25 protein-coding genes are annotated in these 26,308 nt (G+C 59.5%); 11 read left to right on the top strand and 14 right to left on the bottom strand.

The genetic code is table 11. From position 1 onward, the window contains the following. Positions 1-28: 28 nt before the first annotated feature. From ACM6I0_RS29075 to ACM6I0_RS29090, 4 genes are all read right to left on the bottom strand, one after another. Positions 29-1,204: an L-rhamnonate dehydratase gene (locus ACM6I0_RS29075; RefSeq protein WP_414923874.1), complete on the bottom strand. Its 1,176-nt coding sequence runs from the start codon at positions 1,202-1,204 to the stop codon at positions 29-31. A 331-nt stretch (positions 1,205-1,535) separates the two neighbouring features. Beyond that, positions 1,536-2,540 (bottom strand): 4-hydroxythreonine-4-phosphate dehydrogenase PdxA, encoded by a 1,005-nt coding sequence (locus tag ACM6I0_RS29080; RefSeq protein WP_414923875.1) that lies wholly within the window; start codon positions 2,538-2,540, stop codon positions 1,536-1,538. Next, positions 2,537-3,508, bottom strand: coding sequence for an amidohydrolase family protein (locus ACM6I0_RS29085; RefSeq protein WP_414923876.1), 972 nt, complete (start codon positions 3,506-3,508; stop codon positions 2,537-2,539). The genes ACM6I0_RS29080 and ACM6I0_RS29085 overlap by 4 nt, the downstream gene beginning before the upstream one ends. Beyond that, positions 3,501-4,841, bottom strand: a complete 1,341-nt coding sequence (locus ACM6I0_RS29090) for an MFS transporter (RefSeq protein ID WP_414923877.1) — start codon at positions 4,839-4,841, stop codon at positions 3,501-3,503. The genes ACM6I0_RS29085 and ACM6I0_RS29090 overlap by 8 nt, the downstream gene beginning before the upstream one ends. Positions 4,842-5,218: 377 nt before the next feature. Here ACM6I0_RS29090 and ACM6I0_RS29095 point away from each other — a divergent pair, with 377 nt between their 5' ends. The 4 genes from ACM6I0_RS29095 to ACM6I0_RS29110 all read left to right on the top strand — a co-directional run bounded on the left by ACM6I0_RS29095 (position 5,219) and on the right by ACM6I0_RS29110 (position 9,358). Further along, the gene (locus ACM6I0_RS29095; protein WP_414923878.1) at positions 5,219-6,235 is read left to right on the top strand and encodes a Bug family tripartite tricarboxylate transporter substrate binding protein; all 1,017 of its coding nucleotides are present in this window, start codon (positions 5,219-5,221) and stop codon (positions 6,233-6,235) included. A 52-nt stretch (positions 6,236-6,287) separates the two neighbouring features. After that, positions 6,288-6,821: a tripartite tricarboxylate transporter TctB family protein gene (locus ACM6I0_RS29100; protein ID WP_414923879.1), complete on the top strand. Its 534-nt coding sequence runs from the start codon at positions 6,288-6,290 to the stop codon at positions 6,819-6,821. Beyond that, entirely contained in the window at positions 6,818-8,347 is a 1,530-nt protein-coding gene (locus tag ACM6I0_RS29105; RefSeq protein ID WP_222590212.1) for a tripartite tricarboxylate transporter permease, read from the top strand. The genes ACM6I0_RS29100 and ACM6I0_RS29105 overlap by 4 nt, the downstream gene beginning before the upstream one ends. A 69-nt stretch (positions 8,348-8,416) precedes the next feature. Beyond that, positions 8,417-9,358: a LysR family transcriptional regulator gene (locus tag ACM6I0_RS29110; protein WP_208671748.1), complete on the top strand. Its 942-nt coding sequence runs from the start codon at positions 8,417-8,419 to the stop codon at positions 9,356-9,358. Positions 9,359-9,396: 38 nt separating this feature from the next. On the opposite strand, the gene ACM6I0_RS29115 is transcribed toward ACM6I0_RS29110, so the two are convergent. Beyond that, on the bottom strand, positions 9,397-10,260 hold the full coding sequence (locus ACM6I0_RS29115; RefSeq protein ID WP_414923880.1) for a DMT family transporter: 864 nt from the start codon (positions 10,258-10,260) through the stop codon (positions 9,397-9,399). A gap of 334 nt (positions 10,261-10,594) precedes the next feature. Between ACM6I0_RS29115 and ACM6I0_RS29120 the strand changes: the two genes are divergently transcribed. Both ACM6I0_RS29120 and ACM6I0_RS29125 read left to right on the top strand, forming a co-directional pair. Next, complete coding sequence (locus tag ACM6I0_RS29120) at positions 10,595-11,245, top strand: hypothetical protein (protein WP_414923881.1); 651 nt, start codon at positions 10,595-10,597, stop codon at positions 11,243-11,245. Positions 11,246-11,287: 42 nt separating this feature from the next. Beyond that, on the top strand, positions 11,288-11,467 hold the full coding sequence (locus ACM6I0_RS29125) for a hypothetical protein (RefSeq protein ID WP_414923882.1): 180 nt from the start codon (positions 11,288-11,290) through the stop codon (positions 11,465-11,467). Between the two features lie 43 nt (positions 11,468-11,510). Here ACM6I0_RS29125 and ACM6I0_RS29130 read toward each other — a convergent pair whose 3' ends face one another. Then, complete coding sequence (locus ACM6I0_RS29130; RefSeq protein WP_414923883.1) at positions 11,511-12,449, bottom strand: aspartyl/asparaginyl beta-hydroxylase domain-containing protein; 939 nt, start codon at positions 12,447-12,449, stop codon at positions 11,511-11,513. A 222-nt stretch (positions 12,450-12,671) separates the two neighbouring features. Next, on the bottom strand, positions 12,672-13,646 hold the full coding sequence (gene cysK, locus ACM6I0_RS29135) for a cysteine synthase A (RefSeq protein WP_285436617.1): 975 nt from the start codon (positions 13,644-13,646) through the stop codon (positions 12,672-12,674). Between the two features lie 126 nt (positions 13,647-13,772). Between cysK and ACM6I0_RS29140 the strand changes: the two genes are divergently transcribed. The 3 genes from ACM6I0_RS29140 to ACM6I0_RS29150 all read left to right on the top strand — a co-directional run bounded on the left by ACM6I0_RS29140 (position 13,773) and on the right by ACM6I0_RS29150 (position 17,152). Beyond that, complete coding sequence (locus ACM6I0_RS29140; protein ID WP_414923884.1) at positions 13,773-14,849, top strand: DUF748 domain-containing protein; 1,077 nt, start codon at positions 13,773-13,775, stop codon at positions 14,847-14,849. A 253-nt stretch (positions 14,850-15,102) separates the two neighbouring features. Beyond that, positions 15,103-15,948, top strand: coding sequence for an AAA family ATPase (locus ACM6I0_RS29145; protein ID WP_090181335.1), 846 nt, complete (start codon positions 15,103-15,105; stop codon positions 15,946-15,948). 25 nt (positions 15,949-15,973) lie between these two features. After that, positions 15,974-17,152, top strand: coding sequence for a vWA domain-containing protein (locus tag ACM6I0_RS29150; protein ID WP_285436620.1), 1,179 nt, complete (start codon positions 15,974-15,976; stop codon positions 17,150-17,152). Positions 17,153-17,259: 107 nt separating this feature from the next. On the opposite strand, the gene ACM6I0_RS29155 is transcribed toward ACM6I0_RS29150, so the two are convergent. From ACM6I0_RS29155 to ACM6I0_RS29170, 4 genes are all read right to left on the bottom strand, one after another. After that, positions 17,260-18,186, bottom strand: a complete 927-nt coding sequence (locus ACM6I0_RS29155) for a biotin-dependent carboxyltransferase family protein (protein WP_414923885.1) — start codon at positions 18,184-18,186, stop codon at positions 17,260-17,262. Further along, a complete protein-coding gene (gene pxpB, locus ACM6I0_RS29160) occupies positions 18,183-18,887 on the bottom strand; it encodes a 5-oxoprolinase subunit PxpB (RefSeq protein WP_414923886.1) in 705 nt (234 codons plus the stop codon). The genes ACM6I0_RS29155 and pxpB overlap by 4 nt, the downstream gene beginning before the upstream one ends. Then, positions 18,884-19,636, bottom strand: a complete 753-nt coding sequence (locus ACM6I0_RS29165; RefSeq protein ID WP_414923887.1) for a 5-oxoprolinase subunit PxpA — start codon at positions 19,634-19,636, stop codon at positions 18,884-18,886. The genes pxpB and ACM6I0_RS29165 overlap by 4 nt, the downstream gene beginning before the upstream one ends. Before the next feature lie 78 nt (positions 19,637-19,714). After that, positions 19,715-21,001: an MFS transporter gene (locus tag ACM6I0_RS29170; RefSeq protein ID WP_285436626.1), complete on the bottom strand. Its 1,287-nt coding sequence runs from the start codon at positions 20,999-21,001 to the stop codon at positions 19,715-19,717. Positions 21,002-21,148: 147 nt separating this feature from the next. Between ACM6I0_RS29170 and ACM6I0_RS29175 the strand changes: the two genes are divergently transcribed. Continuing rightward, complete coding sequence (locus ACM6I0_RS29175) at positions 21,149-22,063, top strand: LysR family transcriptional regulator (protein WP_414923888.1); 915 nt, start codon at positions 21,149-21,151, stop codon at positions 22,061-22,063. Between the two features lie 146 nt (positions 22,064-22,209). Here ACM6I0_RS29175 and ACM6I0_RS29180 read toward each other — a convergent pair whose 3' ends face one another. From ACM6I0_RS29180 to ACM6I0_RS29190, 3 genes are read right to left on the bottom strand one after another with little or no spacing between them, the layout of a single operon-like run. Beyond that, the gene (locus tag ACM6I0_RS29180; protein WP_285436629.1) at positions 22,210-22,752 is read right to left on the bottom strand and encodes a DUF2937 family protein; all 543 of its coding nucleotides are present in this window, start codon (positions 22,750-22,752) and stop codon (positions 22,210-22,212) included. A 13-nt stretch (positions 22,753-22,765) separates the two neighbouring features. Further along, positions 22,766-23,542 (bottom strand): class II glutamine amidotransferase, encoded by a 777-nt coding sequence (locus ACM6I0_RS29185; RefSeq protein ID WP_090181320.1) that lies wholly within the window; start codon positions 23,540-23,542, stop codon positions 22,766-22,768. Between the two features lie 26 nt (positions 23,543-23,568). Further along, on the bottom strand, positions 23,569-24,066 hold the full coding sequence (locus tag ACM6I0_RS29190; protein ID WP_414923889.1) for an MFS transporter: 498 nt from the start codon (positions 24,064-24,066) through the stop codon (positions 23,569-23,571). A gap of 152 nt (positions 24,067-24,218) precedes the next feature. Here ACM6I0_RS29190 and ACM6I0_RS29195 point away from each other — a divergent pair, with 152 nt between their 5' ends. Further along, complete coding sequence (locus ACM6I0_RS29195) at positions 24,219-26,273, top strand: S9 family peptidase (RefSeq protein WP_414923890.1); 2,055 nt, start codon at positions 24,219-24,221, stop codon at positions 26,271-26,273. The last annotated feature ends 35 nt before the right edge of the window (positions 26,274-26,308 follow it).

The raw sequence follows: 26,308 nt of genomic DNA on the forward strand, positions 1-26,308 counted from the left end.
GGCGCCGCGTGTGTGCGGCGCCTCAAGATCACTCGATGATGTTGAAATCGCTCAGGTACTCATCAGAGATTTCCAGGCCCAGGCCGGGCTTGTTATCGTCGAGCTGGATGTAGCCGTTCACCGGTTGCGGCTCGCCCTTGAACACGTAGTAGAAGAGTTCGTTGCCAACCTCGACGTCGAACACCGGGAAAAACTCGGCCATTGGCGAGGCGGTGGTGGACATGGTCAGGTGATAGTTGTGCATCTGCCCGGCGTGCGGGATCACCGGCACCGACCAGGCTTCAGCCATGGCGTTGATCTTGCGCGCCGCGGTGATGCCGCCGACACGGTTGGTGTCGTACTGGATCACGTCGACGGCGCGGCGCTCCAGCAGGTCTTTGAAGCCATAGGAAGTGAACTCATGCTCGCCGCCGGAGATCGGCATGATCCCCATTTTTTTCAGCTCGATATAGCCTTCGATGTCGTCGGCAATCACCGGTTCTTCGAGCCAGCGCGGTTCGAACTCGGCCAGTTTGGGCAACATGCGGCGGGCATATTCCAGGGTCCAGCCCATGTAGCATTCGAGCATGATGTCGATGTCGGGACCGGCCAGGTTACGCAGCGCCCGCACTTGCTCGATGTTCTTGCGCATGCCCGCCGGGCCGTCTTTCGGGCCGTAGCCGAAACGCATTTTCAGCGCGGTGAAACCCTGGTTCAGGTAACCCTGGGCTTCTTCGAGGAACAGGTCGAGGTTGTCGTTGGCGTAGAGCTTGGAGGCGTAGGTCCAGATCTTTTCCTTGGTGCGCCCTCCGAGCAGTTTGAATACCGGCTTGTTCACCGCTTTGCCCATGATGTCCCAGATCGCGATGTCGATCGCCGAGATCGCCGCCATGCCGATGCCTTTGCGGCCCCAGGCGTGGCTCTGGCGGTACATCTTTTGCCAGATGTATTCGTTGTCGAACGGGTCTTCGCCCATCGCAATCGGCGCCAGATAGGTGTCGATGATTTCCTTGGCCACACGCGGTGCCAGGGCGCAGTTACCGATGCCGACAAGACCGGTGTCAGTCTCGACTTCCACCACCAGCCAGCCGTGGAAACGGAACGAGCCCATGGCATCGCCGCGCTCGAACAGGATGTCGCTGGCGTTGGTGCAGAAGTGCGCTTGCGGGGGAACGACTTTACCTTTCCACTCGAAAACGCGGGTACGGATGGCTTTGATTTTCATGAATACAGTTCCTTGCGCTACCGGCTTTTTGTAGTTGTTGGGTCGCTGCGCAGAGCCGTTCGTGCGGCCAGCCCCGGGCATTCGATGGAGCGACTTTAGCCAGCGCCCGGGGCGTGCGGATAATCACTTATGCGTATCCGGCGATAACCTGAGGTGATCGCAAAAACGCGATATCCGTTAGATCGGGTTATCAGCCCCAACCCAAAACAAATGTGGGAGCGAGCTTGCTCGCGATGGCGGTGGGCCAGTCGACATTCATGCTGACTGACAGACCGCTATCGCGAGCAAGCTCGCTCCCACAGGGGATTTATGTGAATTTGGCGATTGTGGATCAGTAGTTGTTGACGCCCATCCGGCAGGCGATTTCGAATGCCTGGCGGATCGCGCCGACGTTGGCCTTGCCCTGCCCCGCGATATCGAACGCGGTGCCGTGTGCCGGCGTGGTGATCGGGATCGGCAACCCGCCCTGCACGGTCACCCCACGGGAGAAGCCCATCAACTTGATCGCGATCTGTCCCTGGTCGTGATACATGGTCACCACCGCGTCGAAGGCACTGGCATCGCCCTGCACTTTGAGGAAGATCGTGTCGGCGGGGTATGGCCCTTCAGCCGCAATCCCCAGTGCCTGGGCCGAACGCACGGCCGGGCCAATGATGTCCAGTTCTTCGCGGCCGAACGAGCCGTTGTCGCCGTTGTGCGGATTCAGCCCGCACACGCCAATGCGTGGTTTTTCCAGGCCGTTGCGCTTGAGCGCGGTGTCGATCAGCTGGATCGCTTCCACCACTCGCGTCTGGCTGAGCATGCCCGGCACTTCGGCCAGCGCCACGTGGGACGTCACGCGTGACGTCCAGAGGTTGTCGAGCACGTTGAATTCGCAAAACGGCCCATGGAAATCCAACAGCTCGGCGAACCAGTGCAGCTCGTCGCTGTAGGCCATGCCGGCCATGTGCAACGAGGTCTTGTTCAATGGGCCGAACAGCACCGCGTCGGTGGTCCCGGCCTCGGTCAGGCGCAGGGCTTGCTCCAGGGTGTCGAGGCTATAGCGACCACCAATGACACTGGCTTCACTGCGCGGGAACTCACCCACTGTGTCGCCGCGAAAGTCATAGAACAACGGCGTGTCATCGACAAATGACAACTGCTCCAGCGACTCCACGCGACGGTATGGAAATTCCGTCCCGGCAATGCGCATGCCCCGGCGCATTTCGGCCTCGTCAGCAATCAGGATCACGTTGGCCTGACTGCGCACCGAAGGCTCTGCAAGCAGGCGCGCGATCAGTTCCGGACCGATGCCCGCCGGGTCACCCAGCACCATGGCGATAGTGGTTTTGTTCATGCTTCACTCCTCAAGGATTCAGGCCGCACCCGGTCAATGGCGCAAGGCTCGCAGCGATAGACTTGCTGCGCGTTGCTGTAGAAAAGTCGTTGCTGATCGGCACTCGGAAAATCGGCAACGATGGATTTGAAACCGCTGTAGATCTCGTCGAACGAGCCACACAGGCTGTCCACGGGAAAGTTGCTGGCGAACATCGCCCGGTCGCTGCCGAACATGGCGATGACTTCGCGCACGATCCAGGTGTTGTCCTTGGCCCGCCAGCGTTGACCGCCCTGCCCGAGGCCGGAAATTTTCACCCGCACGTTCGGCCACTGCGCCAGCCGCGCCATCGCCAGGCGCCAACCCGCCAGGCCTTCGGCGCTGCGGTCGTTGGGCAACCCAGCGTGGTTGAGAATCAGCGTGGTGCCGGGGAAATCCCGGGCCAGGCGCTCGGCTTCGTGCAAATTCCACCAAGGTGTTTGCAGGTCGAAATGCAGGCCCAGGCCTTCGAGCGCAGCGTAACTGCGGCGCCAGTGTTCGTCGCTCATCAGGCTGCGCACATGGCCAACCTGCGCGGGCGACGCAGGTCCGCCAGGTTTGTGGCGCACGCTGCGTACGCACTTGAAACTGGCTTGCTCGGTCAGCACCGCGATGGCGTCCGCGTGATCGAGCCAGGCCTGCGCCACGATGGCATTGGGAACGCCGTATCGGGCGATCAGCCCTTCGATAAAAACGGTTTCACCTATCGGGTCTTGCGGATCCCATTCGGTCTCGACGTACACCGTTTGCACGACGTTATGAGGACCGACATCGGCGAAGTAATCTTCGGGAAAATAGCGACGCTTGATCGCGCTGTAATCACCGTAGCGAAACGGGATATTCGCCTCGGGCGCCAACCACGGATGATCATTGATCGACGGGTCCCAGAAGTGATGATGGGCATCGATGATCGGGCCGTTCCATGCTCCGTCAGATAAGTGTTTAACCATGGCGCACCTCATCCAGGCTGATGAACAACGTCGCCAGCACAAACACCGCCGAGCACGCCGCGAAGAACCCCAGTACCGGCGCAAATCCACCGGCCATTTGCACAATCACCCCCACCAGAATCGGCACCGCGATGCCACCGGTGCTGCCGGCCATGTTCATCACGCCGCCGATCAACCCGACCCGCGCCGGCGCCGCCAGCAACGCCGGGAAGCTCCAGTAGAGGCTGCCCCACATAAGGAAAAATGCGGTCATCGCCAACAACGCCACGGCCGCAAAAGGATTGCTCAGGGTCGGCAGCAACAGGAAGGCACCGAGGGCCACCAGACCGGAAAACGCCAGCAGGCTCTTGACCGCCACCCCACGGCTGACACCTTTGCGAATAAGACCATCGCAGAGGAAACCTCCGGTCAACGAACCCAACGCACCACACACAAAAATCACGAACGTGGCCGCGCCAATGCCCTTGATATCAAAACCGCGAGCCTGCGCCAGATAACTCGGGCCCCAGGTCAGCAAGCCAAAATAGACCATCGCCCAACTGGCACGACCGATCAGCAAACCGCTCAGCGAGCGGGCCGCAATGCCCAGCCCCTTGACCGGTAAACGGGCGGCTTCAGCCGCTGGCGTAGCTCGCCCGGCGTTGATTTTTTCGAGTTCTTCGGCGTTCACCTGCGGGTGAGTGGCCGGGTCGTCACGCAGGTAACGCCGTGCCAGCCAGGCGAGCACCAGCGTCGCTATACCGGCAATCACAAACGCCAGGCGCCATGAATCCAGCGAGGCGATCAGGTACGCAATGATCAATCCGCCCAGCGCCACGCCCAACGGGCTGCCGCTGTCCATCAGCACGGCACCGCGACTGCGCTCGCTCGGCGCCAGCCACAACGAAATCAGTTTGCCGCCCGATGGAAACAAGGGCGCCTCTGCGGCGCCAAGTGCGACCCGGGCGAACAGCAATGACAACCCACCCGTGGCGAATGCCGCGATCACCTGGAAAGTCCCCCACAACCCGGTGGACCAACCGATCACCCGGTGCGGTCCGAAGCGGTCGATCAACCAGCCGCCGGGAATCTGCAGCAGCGCGTATGCCCAGAAGAAGCTGCTGAGGATCAGCCCCTGCATGCTCGGCGAGAGGGAAAATTCATGGGCGATGGTCGGCATCGCAATCGACAGCGACACCCGATCGATCAGGTTGACCATGGTCAAGGCGAAGATGATCGCGAAGATCCGCCAGCGCACGCTGCTGGCCTTGGTGGTGCTGGTCAGCGGTGCGGCCGCGGCGATCGGTTGGGCAACTGCGCCGGGCAGATGCAGGGAAGCACTGGGACGAGCCATGGTGCGTACCTCATTTATTATTTTTGTGGATGCAAAACGCAGCTTCTGGGGCGGCGCTGGTGAGCACTATCGAAGGCTCATTGATAACCGTCTAATCAAAACTTGAAATAAGGCGATAGCCTCGGGTTATGGCATGCCCGGCTTTCAATGAGCTTTCAACCGATACCCTCGCCATCGGATTTCAGGAAAAAAGACTCCGGGGGCAGAGTCTTGAGCCCTCACCGCCACGTTGCCCGGCGCGACGTATAACTCCAGGCTATCGGTGTATGTATTGTTTTGACTAGACGCCGGAGCGGAGGCTTCCCACACTCAGTCCAGGCTTGCAGCTTCCAGCGTCGACAAGCCACTCATAACAACTACAAAAACGAGGCCCTTCCATGCGAAATGCATTCGTGCGCCGCACATCACGTCTGTTTCTTGGCTGCACTCTGGTCGCCGCCGGCGCCCTCCCCGCATTGGCCAGCGCCGCCTGGCAACCGGACAAAAACGTCGAAATCGTTGTCGCTGGCGGGCCCGGTGGCGGCACCGATCAACTCGGCCGGCTGATCCAGTCGATCATCACCACCCACAAGTTTCTCGACGTCAATACCATCGTCCTCAACAAGGGCGGCGGCAATGGCGCCGAAGCCTTTCTCGACTTGAAGATGAACAAGGGCGATCCGGATAAACTGGTGATCGGCACCAACAACATCTACCTGTTGCCGCTGGTATCGAAACTCGGTTACCAATGGCAGGAACTGACCCCTGTAGCGGCCGTGGCCGAGGATGACTTCATCCTCTGGAGCTACAAAGACGCCCCCTGGAAAGATGCCAAAGGCTTCTACGAAGCGGTCAAGGCCGACCCGTCGAACCTGCGCATGGGCGGCAGTCAGTCCAAGGATGTCGACCAGACCCTGACCCTGCTGCTGAACCAGACCAACAACAGCAAACTGGTGTACATCCCGTTCAAGAGCGGTAGCGAAGCCGCGACCCAACTGGCCGGCAAGCACATCGCCGCCAACGTCAACAACCCCAGCGAAAGCATCAGCCAATGGCGCGGCGACCAGGTCGAGCCGCTGTGTGTGTTCAGTAAAGAGCGCATGAGCTACACCGAGAAAGTCGCCGGTGACAAATCCTGGGCCGATGTGCCGACCTGCCACGAACAAGGCCTGGGCATCGATCAGTATCGCTTCCCGCGCACCGTATTCATGCCCGGCGAAGTCACCGCCGAACAGCGCGCGTTCTATGTCGAGCTGATGCGCAAAGTGACCGAGACCCCGGAGTTCAAGGCCTACGTCAAGCAGAACGCTTTGGTACCGACCTTCCTCGAAGGCGAGCCACTGACCGCCTACATTGAGAAAGACACCGCCCGCGTCACCCCGGTGTTCAAAGAAGCCGGCTGGCTGAAAAACTGAGTTGTTCTCGGCCGTCCGCTTGCGCACGGCCGTCACCTCTGGAGGTGTTTTGATGTCCCATTCTTCGGATTCACCGGCGCTGGTCGGCACCCGTTGGGTCGAACTCGGCCTGGCGCTCTTCACCACGCTGATCGGCGTGGTCGTGATGTTCGGCAGCGTCGAACAAGGTATTGGCTGGGGCGATTCCGGGCCCGAGCCGGGTTACTTCCCCTTCTATATCGGCCTGCTGTTGAGCGCCGCCAGTGTCGGCAACGGCGTGTTGACCGTGTTGCGCTGGCAGGCCCTGAGCCTTTCATTTGTCAGCCGCAGTGCGTTCAAGCAAGTGCTGTCGGTATTCATCCCGATTGCGTTGTTCGTCAGCGCCATGCCGTTCACCGGCATCTACGTGGCCTCGGCTTGTTTCATCGCCTGGTTCATGTGGCATGACAAGGTCCGCGTCAAACCCTATGGCAAGTGGATGATCGGCACCGTATCCCTCGGCGCGGTACTCGCCAGCTACTTGATTTTCGCGCTGTGGTTCAAGGTCCCGCTGGATGCCGGCCCGATGGGCGACTGGATTAGCCTGGCCGGGAGAAGCTTCAAATGAGCGAGTTCGATTCCCTGCTGCAAGGCATGAACCTGATCCTGACCCCGGGCCATATCGGCCTGATGGTGATCGGCGTGCTGCTGGGCATTCTGGTCGGCGTATTGCCCGGCCTCGGCGCCCCCAATGGCGTGGCGTTGCTGCTGCCACTGACGTTCACCATGTCGCCAGTGTCGGCAATCATTCTGCTGTCGTGCATGTATTGGGGCGCGCTGTTTGGCGGTTCGATTACCTCGATTCTGTTCAACATCCCCGGCGAGCCCTCATCGGTGGCGACCACATTCGACGGCTACCCGATGGCCCGCGAAGGTCGCGCCGCCGAAGCCTTGACTGCCGCGTTCAGCTCGGCACTGATCGGTGCGTTGGCCGGGGTGTTGCTGCTGACGTTCCTGTCGACCCGGATTGCCGCGTTCGCCATGTCGTTCAGCTCGCCGGAGTTCTTCGCGGTGTACTTGTTGGCGTTCTGCACCTTCGTCGGCATGAGCAAGAATCCGCCGCTGAAAACCGTGGTGGCGATGATGATTGGTTTCGCGATGGCTGCGGTGGGGATGGACACCGTCTCCGGGAACCTGCGCCTGACCTTCGACCAGCCAATCTTGATGACGGGCATCAGTTTCGAAGTAGCGGTGATCGGCCTGTTCGGCATCGGCGAAATCCTCTGCACCGTCGAGGAAGGCCTGGTGTTTCGCGGCGAGCATGCGCGCATCACGCCGATGGTCATCCTGCGCACCTGGGCCAAATTGCCGCGTTACTGGTGGACGATTGTGCGCAGCACGTTGGTCGGTTGCTGGATGGGCATCACGCCCGGCGGCCCGACTGCGGCCTCGTTCATGAGCTACAGTCTGGCGCGGCGCTTTTCGAAGAACCGCGAGAACTTTGGCAAGGGCGAACTCGAAGGCGTGATCGCCCCGGAAACCGCCGACCACGCGGCAGGCACCAGCGCTTTGTTGCCGATGCTGACGCTCGGTATTCCCGGCTCAGCCACCGCAGCAGTAATGCTTGGCGGCTTGATGATCTGGGGCCTGCACCCCGGCCCGACGCTGTTCGTGGAGCAACATGATTTTGTCTGGGGCCTGATCGCCAGCATGTACCTGGGTAACGTGGTGAGCCTGATCGTGGTGTTGGCCACCGTGCCGCTGTTCGCTTCGATCTTGCGCATTCCGTTCTCGATCATCGCGCCGATTATCATCATGGTCTGCGCCATCGGCGCTTACTCGGTGCACAACTCGTTCTTCGACGTGGTGCTGATGCTGGGCTTTGGCGCGCTGGGTTATCTGTTCAAGAAACTCGGTTACCCGATCGCGCCGCTGGTGCTGGCGGCGGTGCTGGGCGACAAGGCCGAAGATGCGTTCCGCCAGTCGATGCTGTTTTCCGACGGGCACCTGGGCATTTTCTGGTCCAATCCATTGGTCGGCAGCCTGACCACGGCCGCGCTGTTGATGCTGTTCTGGCCGTTGATTTCCAAGGCACTGGGCACCTTGACGGGCCTGCGCAAACCCCACATCGCCAAGACCAAATCGGTGCTGTGACACAGCAATGCTGGCAACGCCTGACATTTGTTGTCAGGCTTGCCGCAGTCCTTTTTGCGAGCACGGCCCATGACCCGAATTCCTGCTGCCAACGTGATCCACAGTCGACTGCGCCTGCGCCAATTGCGGCTGATGCTGGCGTTGCAGGAATTCGGTTCGTTGCGCCGCGCCGCCGATCACATCGGCATGACCCAGCCGGCTGCGACCAAGATGCTGCACGAAGCCGAGGACTTGCTTGGCGTCGAGCTCTTCGAGCGTCTGCCTCGGGGCATGCGCTCAACCCCGTTCGGGGAAACCGTGATCTATTACGCCCGCATGGTGTTTGCCGAACTCAGCGGCATGCGCGAAGAACTGGTTGCACTGGAATCCGGCAACCTCGGCCGGGTCGCGGTCGGCGCGATTCCGGCGCTGGCCTCGGGGCTGTTGACCCGCACCATCGCGACCTTGAAACAAAGCCATCCGCGGTTGTCCATGAGCATTCAGGTCGACACCAGCGACGTGCTGGTGCAAGCGCTGTTGCAGGATCAACTGGATATCGTATTGGGGCGGATTCCGGCCGGTGCGCGGGCCGAAGAATTGCTCTTCGACAGCCTCGGTGAAGAAGCCTTGTGCGTGATTGCCGGTGCGCAACATCCGCTGGCGAAGGAAAAACAGCTGAGCTGGGCAGAATTGCAGAACATGACCTGGGTATTGCAACAGCACCCGAGCCCGATGCGCGCGATCATCAATCAGGTGTTCCACAACGCGCGGGTCGACATCCCCAGCAGCATCGTTGAAACCACCTCGATCATGACCTTGCTCTCGTTGATCCAGCAGACCGACATGCTCGGCGTGACGCCCGTATCGGTGGTCGAGGACTATCCGGGGCGTGATTTGCTGGCGGTGTTGCCGATCAAGTTCGAGGCACGGTTGCCGCCGTATGGACTGATCACCCGGCGCCATCGCATTCAATCGTCAGCGATGCAGGCGTTCATGAATTCGGTGCGGGCCGAGCATGCGCTGGCCAAATGAAAAAGGCCCGGAGCGCATGCCCCGGGCCTTGTTTTGCTTCAAGCGGTTTTACGGAACACGAACACCAGACCAATGATGATCAGCAGCATGCCGAGCAGGCTCAATGTCGCCAGCCGATTACCGAAAATCAGATAGTCCATGACCGCCGTCACCGCCGGCACCAGGTAAAACAGACTGGTGACATTCACCAGATTGCCCCGGGCGATCAAGCGGTACAGCAACAACGTCGCCAATACCGACACCACCAATCCCATCCACAGCACAGGCACGAAGAACCCGGTGCTGTGTTCAAAATGAAACGGCTGGAACGGCACGAAAATCCCGCAGAGCAACAGCCCCGCCAGGTACTGCACCGGCAGCGTGCCAAGTGGATTGTCGGTGATGCGTTTCTGCATGATCGAGCCGAACGTCATGCTCGCCAGCGCCAGCAGACCGAAGAGCATTCCGGCCAACGACATGCCGGCCAGACCGATGCCCTGGTAAACCACCATGATCAGCCCGGCCAACCCCAGCATCAGGCCGAACATTCTGCTGGCTGAGCGCTGGCGCTCCATGATCGCCACCGTGAGAATCGGTTGTACGCCCATGATCGTGGCCATCATCCCGGGCGTCACTTTCAGGTCCAGGGCCAACAGGTAGAAAATCTGATACGCCCCCAGCAGCACCACACCCGTGGCCATCGCATACAACATCGGTTTGCCGCCCTTGGGCAGCTTCAGCTTGAGCAACGGCACCAGCAGCATCAATCCGCATAAGGCGATGACGAAGCGAATCAGCAGAAACGCAAAGGGTGACGCGTGGGCCAGGCCCCATTTGGAGAAGATCGCCCCGCTGCTCCACAGCAGAACGAACAGGCTCGTGGACGCCACCGCGAGCGCGGATTGTTTCGAAAGGACAAACATGAATACCACCTGTCGTCAGGCAAAAAGCCAACTCAGCCGAAGCTGAAGTTCAGTAGTTTTTTCAGACGGGCATGGGGAACAGCAGTGAAGCAGCTGATCAGCCCGATAAGCCAACGTCTGGCGGTGATACGACTGCGCACACCGGCGTGCTACGAACAGGCGGGGGGTAGTGACTGATCTGCGCAGGCTGCTGATTCCCGCACGGCGCCACGACAGCGTTGAGCGCTGAATCGAGGACCGAGTTAATGAGGGAAGCTGGCATGGGCTGATCTTTTTTGATGGGATGAACGGTGGGTTGGAAATCACCGAGCGCCGACTATAACCAGCGACTGACATGGATTGCAACGACTTGGACAAAGGGCCAGCAGCGACAGCACGTGCCGCTCAATCTACCTTGGAGGTGAATAAACGCCCAATAGTGGGGACATGGAATGCAAGAGATCACATGCCAAGGGAACGGACTCAACTTCGGTATCAGTTGTACAGGTCAAAGGCTCGAAAACTGGCCACTGTCACTATCACTCGGCTTCACCATGAACTGGAACAGCAAGGGTTAGCCTATGTGGACTTATCCAGAGTTCGTTTCGAAGCGATCACCCCCCAGGCAATGAACGCTTTCCAGCAGTGGAATGACCCGCACTTTTCATGGAACGAGGTCGCAGGATGGAAAACAAAGGAACCAATGTGTTTCGATTTAGCGATCTGGTTTGATTTGGAGCTATGCGGGTTGTGTTTCGCAAATCCGAACCAGAGTCGGCAACGCGTAAAAATAGTCCGCCTTGAAGGAAATTCAGATAAGTGTCATCCCCTGAAGAATCTCATCGCATCGCTGACACTGACCGCCGTGACTCACTATGCGCAAATCATTGGCAGCAAGCAGATCGAAATTCAGGAACCCGTGGAAGGGGCGATCCCAACCTATCAGCAACTTGGCTTCAAATTCGACATACAGGGTCGCCTTGTGATGCTTGTTGAGTGCGACTAGTATCGAACCACTGTTCATTTAATGATCAATGCTGGAGACGCAATGAAAGCGCTCGCTGAAAAAAATGCTTCTGATGGGCAATCCAACAAAATAAATCGAAAACGTCCCTCTACAGAGTTGCCTGAAAGTGTCTTGCGTCGTATCCGAGATACCCTGGCAAACCCCGTAGCCGAAGAACCTGCTGGTGTTCTCGCGGGCGATTCATTCAAATTTTCCTCATAAAAAAAACCACTCATCAGGAGTGGTTTTTCATTTCGTGCCCGGTTTACCCAAACAACCAATACCCCAACAACGTCAACACCACCACCGCCAACACCGGCCGTAACACGCGGTAGGCCTTGGGATTACGGCGTTTCCAGCGTTTGACTACGCCACTGAACTTATCGCTGGAGTTCTTGCTCCAGGCGTAAGCCTGGTTAATCCCGCCGACACGTTCATCATCAAGATTCTGTGGGGCGGTGGCGCGACCGAGAAGGCCGCTGATCCAGCGGTTGATGCGGGTCATGAGGCGATTGCTCAGCGGCCGTTCGACGTCGCAGAACAGAATGACGCGGGTTTTCTCGGTTTCGTTCTTGACCCAGTGCACGTAGGTTTCATCGAACATCACGTCTTCGCCATCGCGCCAGGCGTAAACCTGGCCGTCCACGAAGATGCGGCAATCATCGGAATTCGGTGTCGACAGCCCCAGGTGATAACGCAGGGAACCGGCGAACGGATCGCGGTGCGGGTTGAGGTGACTGCCGCCCGGCAGCAAAGCGAACATGGCGCCTTTGACATTGGGAATGCTGCTGACTAACGCCACGGTTTTCGGGCACAAGGCTTCAGCCGAAGGCAGCGGCTTGTCATACCACTTGAGGTAGAAACGCTTCCAGCCCTTCTTGAAGAACGAACCGAAACCGGCGTCGTTGTTCTTTTCGGCGGCGCGGATGTACCCCTCGTCGAACAGGTGCATGGCTTCGTCGCGGATGACTTCCCAGTTGTCCTTGAGCACGTCCAGCTCCGGGAATTTGCTGCGGTCCAGATACGGCTTGGACGGCACACCGGAGAACAGGTACATCAAGGCGTTATAAGGCGCAAACAACGCGGAATGGTTGACGAACTGACGCAACACCGGCAACCGCGCCTTGCCACGCAAATGCACATAGAGAGTGCTGCCGAGGAACAGCAACAACACTGACGCTTTCGCGGCTAAGGAAAAGGTCATTAATGACTCCTTGAGAATAGGCTCTATGCGCAACGCCTCTTACCCGACGTGGCAGCCGGCCATGATAAACATTACCGGCCTCGAGAAAAACCCGCAAAACCAAACATTCAGTATTAAGCATTGTGCAACAAAGCACTTATTAACATAGGGCTCCTGAACAGGGGCTGACCTGGATCAGCCCTGCGATCAGACGATGAATATCCGCGCATACATAGCGCCTTTTTACTGTTCATTCTCCTGATCGGTGAACAGATCGCTGAACAACATGCTCGTCAGGTAGCGCTCGCCGGAGTCCGGCAGGATCACGACGATGGTCTTGCCCTGCATTTCCGGTGTTTCGGCCAGGCGAACCGCGACTGCCATGGCGGCACCGCAGGAAATACCGGCCAAAATCCCCTCTTCCTGCATCAGACGCAGAGCCATGGCCTTGGACTCCTCGTCAGTCACCAGCTCAACGCGGTCGACCATCGACAAGTCCAGGTTTTTCGGGACAAAACCGGCGCCGATGCCCTGTATTTTATGAGGACTGGGCTTGATCTCTTCACCGGCAATCGCCTGGGTGATCACCGGCGATACCACCGGCTCTACCGCCACCGAGATAATCGGTTTGCCCTGCGTATTCTTGATATACCGCGAAACCCCGGTAATGGTTCCACCCGTTCCGACCCCGGCCACCAGCACATCTACCGCACCGTCGGTGTCATTCCAGATTTCCGGACCGGTGGTTTTCTCGTGAATCGCCGGGTTGGCCGGGTTTTCAAACTGCGCCGGCATGAAGTATTTGGCCGGGTCGCTGGCAAGGATTTCGCTCGCCTTCTCGATGGCGCCTTTCATGCCCTTGGCCGGTTCGGTCAGCACCAGTTCGGCGCCCAGAGCCTTCAGCACCTTGCGACGCTCGATACTCATGGAGGCCGGCATGGTCAGCATCAGCTTGTAACCACGAGCCGCCGCAACGAACGCCAGGCCAATGCCGGTGTTGCCCGACGTCGGTTCGATGATGGTCATGCCAGGTTTGAGTTTGCCGGAGCTTTCGCCGTCCCAGATCATGTTCGCGCCGATCCGGCACTTGACCGAATAGCCGGGGTTGCGCCCTTCGATCTTGGCCAGGATGGTCACGCCGCGCGGGGCAATGCGGTTGATCTGCACCAGCGGTGTATTACCGATGGAATGGGCGTTGTCAGCGTAAATACGGCTCATGGCTGGGTCCTTGTACAGCGTTGAATTAGCTCCCAAAGGTATGCCTGTTGCCGCTGGTCGTCCAGTCAGGTCGAACGTCCGCTGTCCGGCGCAGTCAATGCTTTACATAGCCAGAGGTATGCCACCATGAAACGTCGATACAGTTGGCCTCTGTGGACCCTCGCCGGCCTTGCTCTGGTTCTGATTGCCCTGCACATCACCCTGCCGTACCTGGTGCGTGATTACCTCAATGACAAACTGGCGAACATGGGCGATTACCGAGGCCAGGTGACCGACGTGGATCTGGCCTGGTGGCGCGGCGCCTACAAAATCAACGGATTGAAAATCGTCAAAGTTGAAGGCAAGGTGCCGGTGCCGTTCGTCAACGCTCCGTTGATCGACCTCGCCGTCAGCTGGCATTCGCTGATCTATGACCATGCCGTGGTGGCTGAAGTGAAGTTCTTCAACCCCGAGGTGAACTTCGTCGACGGCGGCGCCAACAAACAGAACTCCCAAACCGGTAAAGGCACCGACTGGCGTGCGCAGTTGAGCAAACTGGCGCCGTTCACCCTGAACGAGGTGCGCATCTACGACGGCAAGATCAGTTTTCACAATTTCAGCTCCACTCCCCCCGTCAACATGAACGCCACTCAAGTCAACGCCAGCATTTTCAATCTGACCAACGTGGTCGATACCGAAGGCAAACGCGATGCGCGCTTCGAGGGCAAGGCGCTGTTGCTTGGGCATGCGCCCCTGGAAACCAGCGCGACCTTCGACCCGTTGAGCAATTTCGAAGACTTCGAATTCCGCCTGCGGGCCAAGGACATCGAACTCAGACGCATGAATGACTTCGCCTCGGCCTACGGCAAGTTCGACTTCAACGCCGGTCACGGCGACGTGGTGATTGAAGCGCAAGCCAAGAAGGCCAAATTGACTGGCTACATCAAACCGCTGTTAAAGGACGTCGACGTGTTCAATTGGCACCAGGACGTGGAAAACAAGGACAAAGGGCTATTCCGTTCAATCTGGGAGGCCATTGTTGGTGGCTCCGAAACGGTGCTGAAAAATCAGGGCAAGAATCAGTTCGCCACGCGGGTTGAACTGAGCGGTAATGTCCATCGGCAAGATATCAGCGCGTTCAATGCGTTTTTGCAGATTTTACGCAATGGTTTCATCCAGGCATTCAACGCTCGGTACGAACGGCCGAAGCCGGAAGCAGGTTAAGGCTTGCGGGTCACGAACGGGGCACCGCTTCACGGCCACTGCTGTAGCGCGTGATATTGCGGGCGCTGACGTATGGCGATAGCTCAATGCTGGCTAGCGGCCGAGACTGAGTCAAGATGTGACGCTCCATTCAGAGACTGAATAAGCCGTCTGCGTTCACAGTCGACCGGCCTGCGCGTTATAGTCGGGCACTACAATTATTGCGCCCCGCCCTGCCCCGTTCAGGTCGGCGTTACCGTTCGAGGATTAGCAGATGAAGTTCGAAGGCACCCAGGCCTACGTCGCCACCGATGACCTGAAGCTGGCAGTCAATGCCGCCATTACCCTGGAGCGTCCACTGCTGGTCAAGGGCGAACCGGGCACGGGCAAGACCATGCTCGCCGAGCAACTGGCCGAGTCCTTCAACGCCAAGCTGATCACCTGGCACATCAAGTCCACGACCAAAGCGCACCAGGGTTTGTACGAGTACGACGCGGTCAGCCGCCTGCGTGACTCACAGCTGGGCACCGAGAAGGTCCACGACGTCCGCAACTACCTGAAAAAAGGCAAGCTCTGGGAGGCTTTCGAGTCCGAGGAGCGGGTGATCCTGCTGATCGACGAAATCGACAAGGCCGACATCGAGTTCCCCAACGACCTGCTGCAAGAACTCGACAAGATGGAGTTCTACGTTTACGAGATCGACGAGACCATCAAGGCCAAGAAGCGCCCGATCATCATCATTACCTCCAACAACGAGAAAGAGCTGCCGGACGCCTTCCTGCGTCGCTGCTTCTTCCACTACATCGCGTTCCCCGATCGCGTGACGTTGCAGAAGATCGTCGATGTGCACTACCCGAACATCAAGAAAGACCTGGTCAGCGAAGCGCTGGACGTGTTCTTTGATGTGCGTAAGGTCCCGGGCCTGAAGAAAAAACCGTCAACCTCCGAACTGGTGGACTGGCTCAAACTGCTGATGGCCGACAACATCGGCGAAGCCGTACTGCGCGAACGCGATCCAACCAAGGCCATCCCGCCACTGGCCGGCGCGCTGGTGAAGAACGAACAGGACGTGCAGTTGCTCGAGCGCCTGGCGTTCATGAGCCGTCGTGGCACTCGCTAAGCTCCATTAGATAGAGGCCAACGCCATGCTGCTCAACCTGTTCAATGAAATGCGCGCCGCCAAGGTGCCGGTCTCGGTGCGTGAGCTGCTGGACCTGATCAACGCGCTGAAACAGCGCGTGACCTTTGCCGACATGGACGAGTTCTATTACCTGTCCCGGGCGATTCTGGTGAAGGACGAAAAGCATTTCGACAAGTTCGACCGGGCGTTCGGGGCTTACTTCAACGGCCTGGAAAAACTCGACGATCACCTTCAGGCGTTGATTCCCGAAGACTGGTTGCGCAAGGAATTCGAGCGTTCACTGACCGACGAAGAGCGAGCGGCGATCCAGTCCCTGGGGGGACTGGACAAGCTGATCGAAGAGTTCAAGAAGCGCCTCGAAGAACAGAAAGAACGCCACGCCGGCGGCAACAAGTGGATCGGCACCGGCGGCACCAGCCCGTTCGGCTCCGGCGGCTTCAACCCTGAAGGCATTCGGGTCGGCGATGCCGGCAAACGCCAGGGCAAAGCGGTCAAGGTGTGGGATCAGCGCGAGTACAAGAACCTCGACGATTCGGTTGAACTGGGCACGCGCAACATCAAGGTTGCCCTGCGCCGGTTACGCAAGTTTGCGCGTCAGGGCGCGGCGGAAGAGCTGGACATCGACGGCACCATCGACCACACCGCCAAAGATGCCGGGTTGCTGAATATCCAGATGCGCCCGGAGCGGCGTAACACCGTCAAGCTGTTGCTGCTGTTCGACATCGGCGGCTCGATGGACGCGCACGTGAAGATTTGCGAGGAATTGTTCTCGGCCTGCAAGACCGAGTTCAAGCACCTGGAGTACTTCTACTTCCACAACTTCGTTTATGAATCGGTGTGGAAGAACAACATGCGCCGCACATCCGAGCGCACCGCGACCCAGGACCTGCTGCACAAATACGGTGCCGACTACAAAGTGATCTTCATCGGTGACGCCGCGATGGCGCCCTATGAAATCACCCAGGCCGGCGGCAGCGTCGAGCACTGGAACGAAGAAGCCGGTTACGTGTGGATGCAGCGGTTCAAGGAAAAGTACAAGAAGCTCATCTGGATCAACCCGTATCCGAAAGATACGTGGGGCTATACGTCATCGACCAATATCGTGCGGGACTTGATTGACGACCAGATGTACCCGCTGACGCTGCGGGGGTTGGAGGAAGGGATGCGGTTTCTGTCCAAGTAGAACACCGATCGTTCCCACGCTCTGCGTGGGAATGCATCAAGTGACGCTCCGCGTCACAGGGACGCGGAGCGTCCCGGGCGGCATTCCCACGCAGAGCGTGGGAACGATCAGTGCGAAGAAAACCGCCGCAAATACTCAACTTGCTCCCGATGCGCCACATCCTGCACCACCGGTTTCAATCGCACCTTCGCCCCCGGCAGGCACTGCGCCAAACGCGCCAATGCCAATGGCGTCAACGCTCCCAAGCGTGGATAACCGCCAATGGTCTGCCGATCATTGAGCAACACGATCGGCTGCCCGTCCGGCGGCACCTGGACCGCGCCCAGCGGGATGCCTTCGGAAATCATCGGTTTACCCTGATAGTGCAACGCCGTTCCCAGCAAGCGAATGCCCATGCGGTCGGCGCGGCTGTCGAGCGTCCAGAAACTGTTGAAGGCATCGAACAGGCTTTGTCCGCTGAACTCACCGATCTGCGCACCGAGCACCACATCCAGCGGTAAATCGACGTTGAAATCCGGTCGATGTTCTTCCGGCAACTGTCGCAGCAACAGCAGCGAACTGCCGCGATAATTCAACTGTGCACCTTTGGCCAGTGCCCGGCCCATGCCATCCAGGCCACCGAGTTCTTCGCGGACTACCGTGGCGCTGCTGCCCAACACTTTGGGGGCTTCAAACCCGCCCGGCGCGGCGAGATAGGCCCGTGCCCCGAGCAGCGGTTGAGTGAATTGCAAGCGTTGGCCTTTGTTCAGTCGGAAACTGCGCCACGGTGCCAATGGCTCGCCGTCCACTTGCGCGCCCAGGTCCGCGCCGGCCAGCGCCAGCACACAATCATCCTCGGCCACCACGGTGAACCCACCCAGGGTGATTTCAACCACCGTTGCATCCAGCTCATTGCCCAGCAACCAGTTGGCCCACGACATGGAGCGCCAATCCAGCGCCCCGCCCTGAGTCACGCCCAAGTGCCGCACGCCGAAACGGCCCGCGTCCTGCAACAGGCACAGCGGCGTGCTCGCTTCAATCGATAGATGGCTCATGCCTGCGCCTCCAACGGTGTGTCGTCGCCGCCCAGGTTGATGAACTCGGCATGGCTGACCGCTTCAAAGCGCACCGTATCGCCCGGTTGCATCAGGCTGTAACCGTCGCGTTCGCGGTCGAACAACTTGGCCGGTGTGCGGCCGATGAGGTTCCAGCCGCCGGGAGAAACCACCGGATAAGCAGCGGTTTGCCGTTCGGCGATGCCCACGCTGCCGGCGGCAACCTTTTTACGCGGCGTATTCAGACGCGGTGCAGCGAGCACTTCTTCCACCAATCCCATGAAGGCGAACCCTGGTGCGAAGCCCAAGGCGAACACCTGATATTCGCGTTCGCTGTGTCGGCGGATCACCTCCTCCGCCGTCAACCCGCTGCGCCGGGACAACAGGCTCAGCTCCGGGCCGACGCTCAGGTCATACCAGACTGGCAGCAAATGGCATTTGCCGCCGGTTCGGGCATTCGGTGACAGATCGATCAAGGCTTCGGCGATCAATTCCCGTGCCTGAGACGGACTCAACGCGCTCAGGTCGTAATGCACCATCAACGTCGTGTACGACGGCACCAGATCTATCAAATGCCCGGCGAACGCAGCACGCAGACTTTCGCTGGCAGCCAGCATCCACGGCATGTTTGCCTCGGCGATCTCGTCAAACAGACGCACCATCAGGCAATCCAGGGCCACCACCTCTACCCGCGGTTTCATGGTGCGCTCTGCTGATCGAGGGCTGCGCGGATCCGGCGCACGGCTGCCACCGAACTGGCGTTGTCGCCGTGCACGCAGAGGGTATTGGCTTGCAGGAACAAGGCGCTGCCGTCGCTGGCCGTCAGGTTGTCGCCACGGGCAATGGTCAGGGCTTGCTCAATGATTGTCTCGGGATCGTGATGCACCGCGCCCGGCAGTTGCCGCGAGACCAGCATGCCCGCGCTGTCATAGGCGCGATCGGCGAAGGCTTCGAACCACAGCGTCACGCCGTATTCATCGCCCAACTGCTGGGCGGCGCTGTTGTCGCGGGTCGCCATCAGCATCAGCGGCAAAGTGCGGTCATACGCCGCCACGGCCTGAAGCACTGTACGCAGTTGCGCCGGGTTGGCCATCATGTCGTTGTACATCGCGCCGTGCGGTTTGACGTAACTCACCTGCCCGCCCTGAGCCCGGCAGATGCCGTCGAGGGCTCCGATCTGGTAATGCAAAATATCTTGAAGTTCCTGGGCAGTGTAGGCCATCGAACGACGGCCAAAACCGACCAGATCCTGATAGGCCGGATGCGCGCCAATCTTTACGCCGTTGCTCAGGGCCAGGCTGACGGTCTTGCGCATGATGCTCGGGTCGCCGGCGTGGAAACCACAGGCGATGTTGGCGCAATCGATGAAGGGCATGACCTCGGCGTCCAGACCCATGGTCCAGTTGCCAAAGCTCTCGCCAATGTCGCAGTTCAATAGCAGGCGGCTCACGGTGAACACTCCTGTAGGCATTTTCTTTTTTTGCTGCGGGGCAGATACCCCGCAGATTATCAGTTGCTGCCGTTTTTGTTATTGGGCATCCAGTTGTTTGCCACGGGTTTCCGGCAAGCTCAGTGCCGCGAGAATCACCACGCCGTAGGACACCGCCGCAAACGCTCCGATTCCTACGCTCAACGGCACCTTTTGGCTGAGCAAGCCGATCAGCAGCGGGAACAGCGCCGCCAGTGCCCGACCGATGTTGTAGCAAAAACCCTGGCCCGAGCCGCGAATCCGCGTTGGAAACAACTCAGTCAGAAAGGCGCCCATGCCGCTGAAAATCCCAGAGGCAAAAAAGCCCAACGGGAAGCCCAGCCACAGCATCACAGCGTTACTGACCGGCAATTGGGTGTAGAGCAAAACGATGGTGAAAGAGCCAACCGCGAACAGAATGAAATTCTTCTTACGGCCAAGGATGTCAGTCAAATACGCGCTGATGACGTAACCGATGTAGGAGCCGACGATCACCATCGCCAGGTATCCACTGGTGTTGAGTACGCTCAATCCCCGCTCGTTTTTGAGGAAAGTCGGCAACCAGGAGGTGATCGCGTAGTAACCGCCCAGTGCGCCCGTGGTCAGGACCGACGCGCGAATCGTGGTGAAAAGGATGCCCGGAGCGAAAATCTCGTAGAACTTCGCCGGGTTGCTTGGCTCCTGCTTGGCCTTGGCTTCGCGGTAGATTTCCGGGTCCTTGACCAGCCGACGGACGAATATGACGAAAATCGCCGGCACGATGCCCAGGATAAACAGCGCACGCCAGGCGTCTTCCGGCGGCAACACCGAGAACAGCAGCGCGTACAGGATTGCCGTCAGTCCCCAGCCCAGTGCCCAACCCGATTGCACCATTCCCACAGCCTTGCCACGGTCCTTGGCGCGAATCACTTCACCCATCAGTACGGCGCCAGCCGTCCACTCGCCGCCGAAGCCGAACCCCATCAAAGTGCGGCTGATCAACAGTTGTTCGTAGTTTTGCGCGAAGCCGCAGAGGAAGGTGAAGCCGGCAAACCACAGCACCGTCAGTTGCAAGGTGCGCACGCGACCGATGCGGTCGGACAGAATTCCCGCCACCCAACCACCGATGGCCGAGGCGATCAGCGTGCTGGTGTGAATCAGCCCGGCCTCACCGGTGGTGATGCCCCACATCGCAATCAGGGTCGGGACCACGAAGCTGAGCATCTGAGTGTCCATGCCGTCCAGGCCGTAGCCGATCTTGCAGCTCCAGAAGGTCCGGCGTTCCTGCTGATTGATGTTGCGGTACCAGTCGAAAGGTCCCGGGCGAGCCGTGGCCTTGGGGATGTCGAGCGTGTCGGGCGCACTCATGGCAACTCTCCGTACAAATTTTATTAGTATTGTTCTGAGCCCCGACGACGCCTATCGTGGGAACCGGATGGCCTGATTTTTGGGCTGCCGGCCCTGCTGCGTCCAACTAATAAAAACCCGCCCTAGACATAAGAAAAACTTTATCCCATGAACCTGAAGTTTCTTGAGACCTTTGTCTGGGTCGCCCGCCTCAAGAGTTTTCGCCTGACGGCCGACAAGCTGTTCACCACCCAGGCGTCGATTTCCAGCCGCATCGCGGTGCTCGAAGGCGAGCTCGGCGTGAAGCTGTTTCTGCGCGATTCTCGCGGCGTGAGCCTGACGCCCGAAGGCTTGAAAGTGCTCGAATACGCCGAGCAGATGATGGACACCATGCAGGCTCTGAAGCAGTCGATCGAGACGCGCTCGAGCAAAGTCGGGCGCGTGCGCATCGGCGTGATGGACACGGTGATTCACACCTGGCTGAGTCCATTGGTGGCGCAGATGATGGATCACTACCCACTGGTGGAAATCGAGTTGGTGGCCGATACCGCGCTGAACCTCTGCGATCAGCTGCAAAAAGGCTTCCTCGATCTGATCCTGCAGACCGATCTGATGCGCCAGGAAAGCGTGCGCAGCCTGGAGCTGGCCAGCCACCCGATGGGCTGGATCGTGGCGAGCAGTTCGATCTACAACCGCGAGTATTCAGGCATTGCCGACCTGGCGCGCGAACGCATCATTACGTACTCGAAAAACTCCCATCCGCATCAGGACATCCTGAGTCTGATGCAGGCGAACGGGATTCTGACGCCCCGGCTCAATTGCGTGAATTCGGTGTCGGCGATTACCCGGTTGCTACGCGACGGATTTGGCATTGGCGCGTTGCCGCCGGTACTGGTGGCCGAGGAGCTGGCGCGGGGGGAGTTGACCCTGCTGGCCATCGATCAACGGCCGCCGAATTTGCAGGTGGTGGTGTCGTGGCGGGTGGGCGTGGAATGGGTCGAGGAGATCGTGACGCTGTGTCAGCAGGTGCTGGAGGGGTATGCGCAGAAGGTGGGCGAGGATTACATCACGTTGAGTCATTGAAGATGATCGACGATGATCGTTCCCACGTCGAGGCGTCGAACCGTCTGCGTGGTAATGCAGCCCGGGACGCTCCGCGTCCCATCCAAAGCCGAACGCGGAGCGTCCGTTGAGGCATTCCCACGCAGAGCGTGGGAACGATCACTGGCTTAGAGGCCGCGCACATCCCGGTCTACGATCGGACGGCTCTGGCGCAGGCGTTTGCCGCCCAGCACCACCCAGTCGATGAGACGGAACAGGCATTCAATCCCGAACGACAGCAGCAACGCGCCGCTCATGCCCCAGATCATCGCTTCCGGCGTCAACAGGATCTGGTAGCTGTAGCCGTACCAGGTTTCCTTGCGAATATCCGGATCAGCGGCCAGCGCCACTTGCAGGAAGCGGATGTACCACGGGCCCTGCATGGCCTGGAACTGCTTGTCGAGCGCCAGCTGGCGAGTGAGCATCGTGCTCAGGCTATCGGCATCGCTGCGAAAGATCGGGTCTTCGCTGGCACGATAATGAGCGACCAGCGCCTGCATATCGCCCTTGAAGAACTCATTGGCTGTGCCCTGGAAACCCGTCAGGCCGGTCTGGGCCTCGATCAGATGCGCTTCGACCCGTTTCGCGTAATCACTGATAAACCCAGGCACCTGAACGCCAATCAACAGGCCCGCCGCAAACAAAACAAGCCGTAGATAACTGAGCAACATGAGGGGTGAGTCCTTATTCGGTCTTGCCCTGGCTGACGCATTCGCCGCGTCGCCAGAGGCTCCATTGGCCCGGTTCATAGCGGGTCCAGGTTTCGTTTTCGGTGAGAGGTTCGGTAGCGATCACCGTGACCACGTCGTTGGGCGTGGTTTCGGCCTGGAAATCGACGATCACATCGACATCTTTCAGACGCGCCGGGCCGAAGGGCGCGCGACGGGTGATCTGCGCCAATTTGGTCGAGCAATAGCAGAACAGCCAGTCACCGTCGCTGAGCAGGCAGTTGAACACGCCTTTGCTGCGGTACTCGGCGCAGGCGGCTACCAGGTCTGGCAACAAGTCTTCGACTTCAACCGGCTCCGGGAACGCTGCGCGAACACGGTTGAGCAGGTCGCAGAATGCCGCTTCGCTGTCAGTATCGCCGACCGGACGATAGAAGCTGGCGGTCGGATTGAAATCGGCCAACTGGCCGTTGTGGGCGAAACACCAGTTGCGCCCCCACAGTTCACGCACGAACGGATGGGTGTTGGACAGGCAAACCTTGCCGACATTGGCCTGGCGGATGTGCCCGATCACCACTTCACTCTTGATTGGATAGCGCTGCACCAGGTTGGCGACTTCCGACTCGCAGCTCGCGGCCGGGTCCTGGAAAAGCCGCAGGCCACGACCTTCATAGAAGGCGATGCCCCAGCCGTCACGATGTGGGCCGGTGCGGCCGCCTCGCTGCATCAGCCCGGTGAAGCTGAACACGATGTCGGTCGGCACATTGGCGCTCATGCCCAATAACTCACACATGCTCGGATTCTCGCTTCAAGGCCGGATTACAAACGCGGTTCGACCCGCAAACGCTGAGGGTTGCTCGGAACGGGTGGACGACCGTACCGATCATCGCCAGCCCCGCCGAAGGGCTGATCGTCTTCAGGTTCGTCGGACCGGGCCGCGGCCTTGGCGGCAACCGCCTGTTCCTTGCGAGCCCTGGACGCGCGCTCGATCGGAAAACGAATCGCCACGACCACCAGGTAAAGACCGAAAGCGATCATGGAGTACATCAAGAGGTCGGAAATCGCTCGCCAGGCGTTGTTGCCGACCTTGAAAGCCAGGTCCAGCGTGGTGATGGCGATGGCCGGGGCCACTTTTTCCTTCACCGGGTCGATGATTGTCGGGCTGAACAGCAGCACGGCGACCAGCAGTTGCAGCGGCTCACGCAACCAGCGCCACATCCAGCGGGTCATGCGCATCCACACCAGCAGGCAGCCTAAAGCGGCAAAGGCGTAGAGGCCCCAAGCGATCAGATAGTCGTTCTCGGTCATGGTGTCCATGGCAAGGCAGGCAAAGAGGCGCTTATAGTAACGACTTTTCGCACATCAGGCTTGTCCCAATGCCAGTCGGTCATGACACAAAGCCGGCAGAGACTTCAAGATTTGCATTGCGCCTGCAAAACCCTATTTCGTACAACGCCCGAGAACCCTTCATGCCCCTATCCGTCAACGTTTCCGACGCGCCCATTGCCCGCAAGGCCGAGGGCGATGACCCGTATGCCTGGCTGCAGGAGCGCGACACCGACGCGGTGCTCGACTACCTCAAGGCTGAAAACAGCTATCAAGAGGCGCAAACCGCTGATCAGGCCGGGCTGCGCGAAACCCTGTTCGAAGAGATCAAGGGCCGGATTCTCGAAACCGACCTGTCACTGCCTTCCCCTTGGGGCCCGTACCTGTATTACACGCGCACCACGGCCGGTGACGAATACGCCCGTCATTACCGCTGCCCCCGTCCGGCCGATGACAGCCTGCAGCTAGACGAAGCCCGGGAGCAACTGCTGCTGGACCCGAACGAACTGGCCAAGGGCGGCTTCTTTTCCCTCGGCGCTTTCAGCATCAGCCCGGACCACCAACGCCTGGCCTACAGCATCGATTCCACCGGCGATGAGATTTACACGCTGTTTGTGAAGGAATTATCCAACGGTCGTGTCAGCGAACTGGAGTTCCAGGACTGCGATGGCAGCATGACCTGGGCCAACGACAGCCTGACGCTGTTTTTCGGTGAACTGGACGACACTCACCGTCCGCACAAACTGTTGCGCTATCGACTGGACGGCACCGCAGCCGAAGAAGTCTTCAACGAACCCGACGGCCGGTTTTTCCTGCATTGCTACCGCTCCAGTTCCGAGCAGCATTTGCTGTTGTCGCTGGGCAGCAAGACCACCAGTGAAGTCTGGGTCCTTGACGCCTCGCAGCCGCATCAGGCGTTCACCTGCATTGCGCCACGGGTGGAAGACCATGAATACGACGTCGACCACGGCACGCTGGACGGTGAATGGACCTGGTTCATTCGCACCAACCGCGACGGTATCAATTTTGCCCTGTACACCGCCGTCGATACCGGCGTGGCGCCAACCGAGGCCGACTGGCAGAACCTGATCCCCCACAACGACACCACGATGATCGAGGGCATGAGCCTGAACCTCGGCGTGATGACCCTGAGCCTGCGTGAAGGTGGCTTGCCGATCATCGAAGTTCATCCCCTGGAACTGCCGCATTACCGCGTGCAACTGCCGGATGCGGCTTACAGCCTGCATGTGCAGAACAGCCTGGAGTTTGTCAGCGACAAGATCCGCCTGCGCTACGAAGCGCTGAACCGACCGGCGCAAATCCGTCAGCTGGACCTGGCCAGCGGCGAGCAGACCGTCCTCAAGCAAACCCCGGTGCTGGGTCCGTTCGATGCCGATGCCTATGTCAGCCAACGCTTGTGGGCCACCGCGCCCGACGGCACACAAGTGCCGATCAGCTTGGTGGTCAAACGCGAAGCGCTCGGAAAACCTGTACCGCTTTATCTCTACGGCTACGGCGCTTACGGCGAAAGCCTTGACCCGTGGTTCTCCCACGCCCGTTTGAGCCTGCTGGATCGCGGCGTTGCGTTTGCCATTGCTCACGTGCGGGGCGGTGGCGAGCTGGGCGAAGCTTGGTATCGCGCCGGCAAGCAGGAACACAAGCACAACACCTTCAGCGATTTCATCGCCTGCGCCGAGCACTTGATCGCCAACGGTTTCACCACGCCTTCTCAATTGGCGATCAGCGGCGGCAGCGCCGGTGGCTTGCTGATCGGTGCGGTGCTCAATCAACGTCCTGATCTGTTCGGCGCGGCGATTGCCGAGGTGCCGTTTGTCGATGTGCTCAACACCATGCTCGACCCGGAACTGCCGTTGACCGTTACCGAATACGACGAGTGGGGCAATCCCGAAGAGCCGGACGTCTATGATCGGATCAAGGCCTACGCCCCGTATGAAAACGTCACCGCGCAAGCCTATCCGGCAATGCTGGTGATTGCCGGCTACAACGACAGTCGTGTGCAGTACTGGGAAGCGGCGAAGTGGGTGGCGAAATTGCGCGCGACCAAGACCGACAATAATCCGCTGCTGCTCAAGACCGAATTGGGTGCCGGCCACGGCGGGATGAGCGGCCGTTATCAGGGATTGCGTGACGTAGCACTCGAATACGCATTTGTTTTCAAGATTTGGGGAATTGCCTGAGGAACTTGGCCCGGCGTTTTGGTCTTAAGACCTGC

The sequence above is a fragment of the Pseudomonas sp. IT-P294 genome (assembly GCF_949767865.1).
Classification (GTDB): Bacteria; Pseudomonadota; Gammaproteobacteria; order Pseudomonadales; family Pseudomonadaceae; genus Aquipseudomonas.

What these genes read in the sequence shown, in the direction of transcription:
- ACM6I0_RS29075 (WP_414923874.1), bottom strand. Translation starts at nt 1,204, where the DNA reads ATGAAAATCAAAGCCATCCGTACCCGCGTTTTCGAGTGGAAAGGTAAA.
- ACM6I0_RS29080 (WP_414923875.1), bottom strand. Translation starts at nt 2,540, where the DNA reads ATGAACAAAACCACTATCGCCATGGTGCTGGGTGACCCGGCGGGCATC.
- ACM6I0_RS29085 (WP_414923876.1), bottom strand. Translation starts at nt 3,508, where the DNA reads ATGGTTAAACACTTATCTGACGGAGCATGGAACGGCCCGATCATCGAT.
- ACM6I0_RS29090 (WP_414923877.1), bottom strand. Translation starts at nt 4,841, where the DNA reads ATGGCTCGTCCCAGTGCTTCCCTGCATCTGCCCGGCGCAGTTGCCCAA.
- ACM6I0_RS29095 (WP_414923878.1), top strand. Translation starts at nt 5,219, where the DNA reads ATGCGAAATGCATTCGTGCGCCGCACATCACGTCTGTTTCTTGGCTGC.
- ACM6I0_RS29100 (WP_414923879.1), top strand. Translation starts at nt 6,288, where the DNA reads ATGTCCCATTCTTCGGATTCACCGGCGCTGGTCGGCACCCGTTGGGTC.
- ACM6I0_RS29105 (WP_222590212.1), top strand. Translation starts at nt 6,818, where the DNA reads ATGAGCGAGTTCGATTCCCTGCTGCAAGGCATGAACCTGATCCTGACC.
- ACM6I0_RS29110 (WP_208671748.1), top strand. Translation starts at nt 8,417, where the DNA reads ATGACCCGAATTCCTGCTGCCAACGTGATCCACAGTCGACTGCGCCTG.
- ACM6I0_RS29115 (WP_414923880.1), bottom strand. Translation starts at nt 10,260, where the DNA reads ATGTTTGTCCTTTCGAAACAATCCGCGCTCGCGGTGGCGTCCACGAGC.
- ACM6I0_RS29120 (WP_414923881.1), top strand. Translation starts at nt 10,595, where the DNA reads ATGGATTGCAACGACTTGGACAAAGGGCCAGCAGCGACAGCACGTGCC.
- ACM6I0_RS29125 (WP_414923882.1), top strand. Translation starts at nt 11,288, where the DNA reads ATGAAAGCGCTCGCTGAAAAAAATGCTTCTGATGGGCAATCCAACAAA.
- ACM6I0_RS29130 (WP_414923883.1), bottom strand. Translation starts at nt 12,449, where the DNA reads ATGACCTTTTCCTTAGCCGCGAAAGCGTCAGTGTTGTTGCTGTTCCTC.
- cysK (WP_285436617.1), bottom strand. Translation starts at nt 13,646, where the DNA reads ATGAGCCGTATTTACGCTGACAACGCCCATTCCATCGGTAATACACCG.
- ACM6I0_RS29140 (WP_414923884.1), top strand. Translation starts at nt 13,773, where the DNA reads ATGAAACGTCGATACAGTTGGCCTCTGTGGACCCTCGCCGGCCTTGCT.
- ACM6I0_RS29145 (WP_090181335.1), top strand. Translation starts at nt 15,103, where the DNA reads ATGAAGTTCGAAGGCACCCAGGCCTACGTCGCCACCGATGACCTGAAG.
- ACM6I0_RS29150 (WP_285436620.1), top strand. Translation starts at nt 15,974, where the DNA reads ATGCTGCTCAACCTGTTCAATGAAATGCGCGCCGCCAAGGTGCCGGTC.
- ACM6I0_RS29155 (WP_414923885.1), bottom strand. Translation starts at nt 18,186, where the DNA reads ATGAGCCATCTATCGATTGAAGCGAGCACGCCGCTGTGCCTGTTGCAG.
- pxpB (WP_414923886.1), bottom strand. Translation starts at nt 18,887, where the DNA reads ATGAAACCGCGGGTAGAGGTGGTGGCCCTGGATTGCCTGATGGTGCGT.
- ACM6I0_RS29170 (WP_285436626.1), bottom strand. Translation starts at nt 21,001, where the DNA reads ATGAGTGCGCCCGACACGCTCGACATCCCCAAGGCCACGGCTCGCCCG.
- ACM6I0_RS29175 (WP_414923888.1), top strand. Translation starts at nt 21,149, where the DNA reads ATGAACCTGAAGTTTCTTGAGACCTTTGTCTGGGTCGCCCGCCTCAAG.
- ACM6I0_RS29180 (WP_285436629.1), bottom strand. Translation starts at nt 22,752, where the DNA reads ATGTTGCTCAGTTATCTACGGCTTGTTTTGTTTGCGGCGGGCCTGTTG.
- ACM6I0_RS29185 (WP_090181320.1), bottom strand. Translation starts at nt 23,542, where the DNA reads ATGTGTGAGTTATTGGGCATGAGCGCCAATGTGCCGACCGACATCGTG.
- ACM6I0_RS29190 (WP_414923889.1), bottom strand. Translation starts at nt 24,066, where the DNA reads ATGGACACCATGACCGAGAACGACTATCTGATCGCTTGGGGCCTCTAC.
- ACM6I0_RS29195 (WP_414923890.1), top strand. Translation starts at nt 24,219, where the DNA reads ATGCCCCTATCCGTCAACGTTTCCGACGCGCCCATTGCCCGCAAGGCC.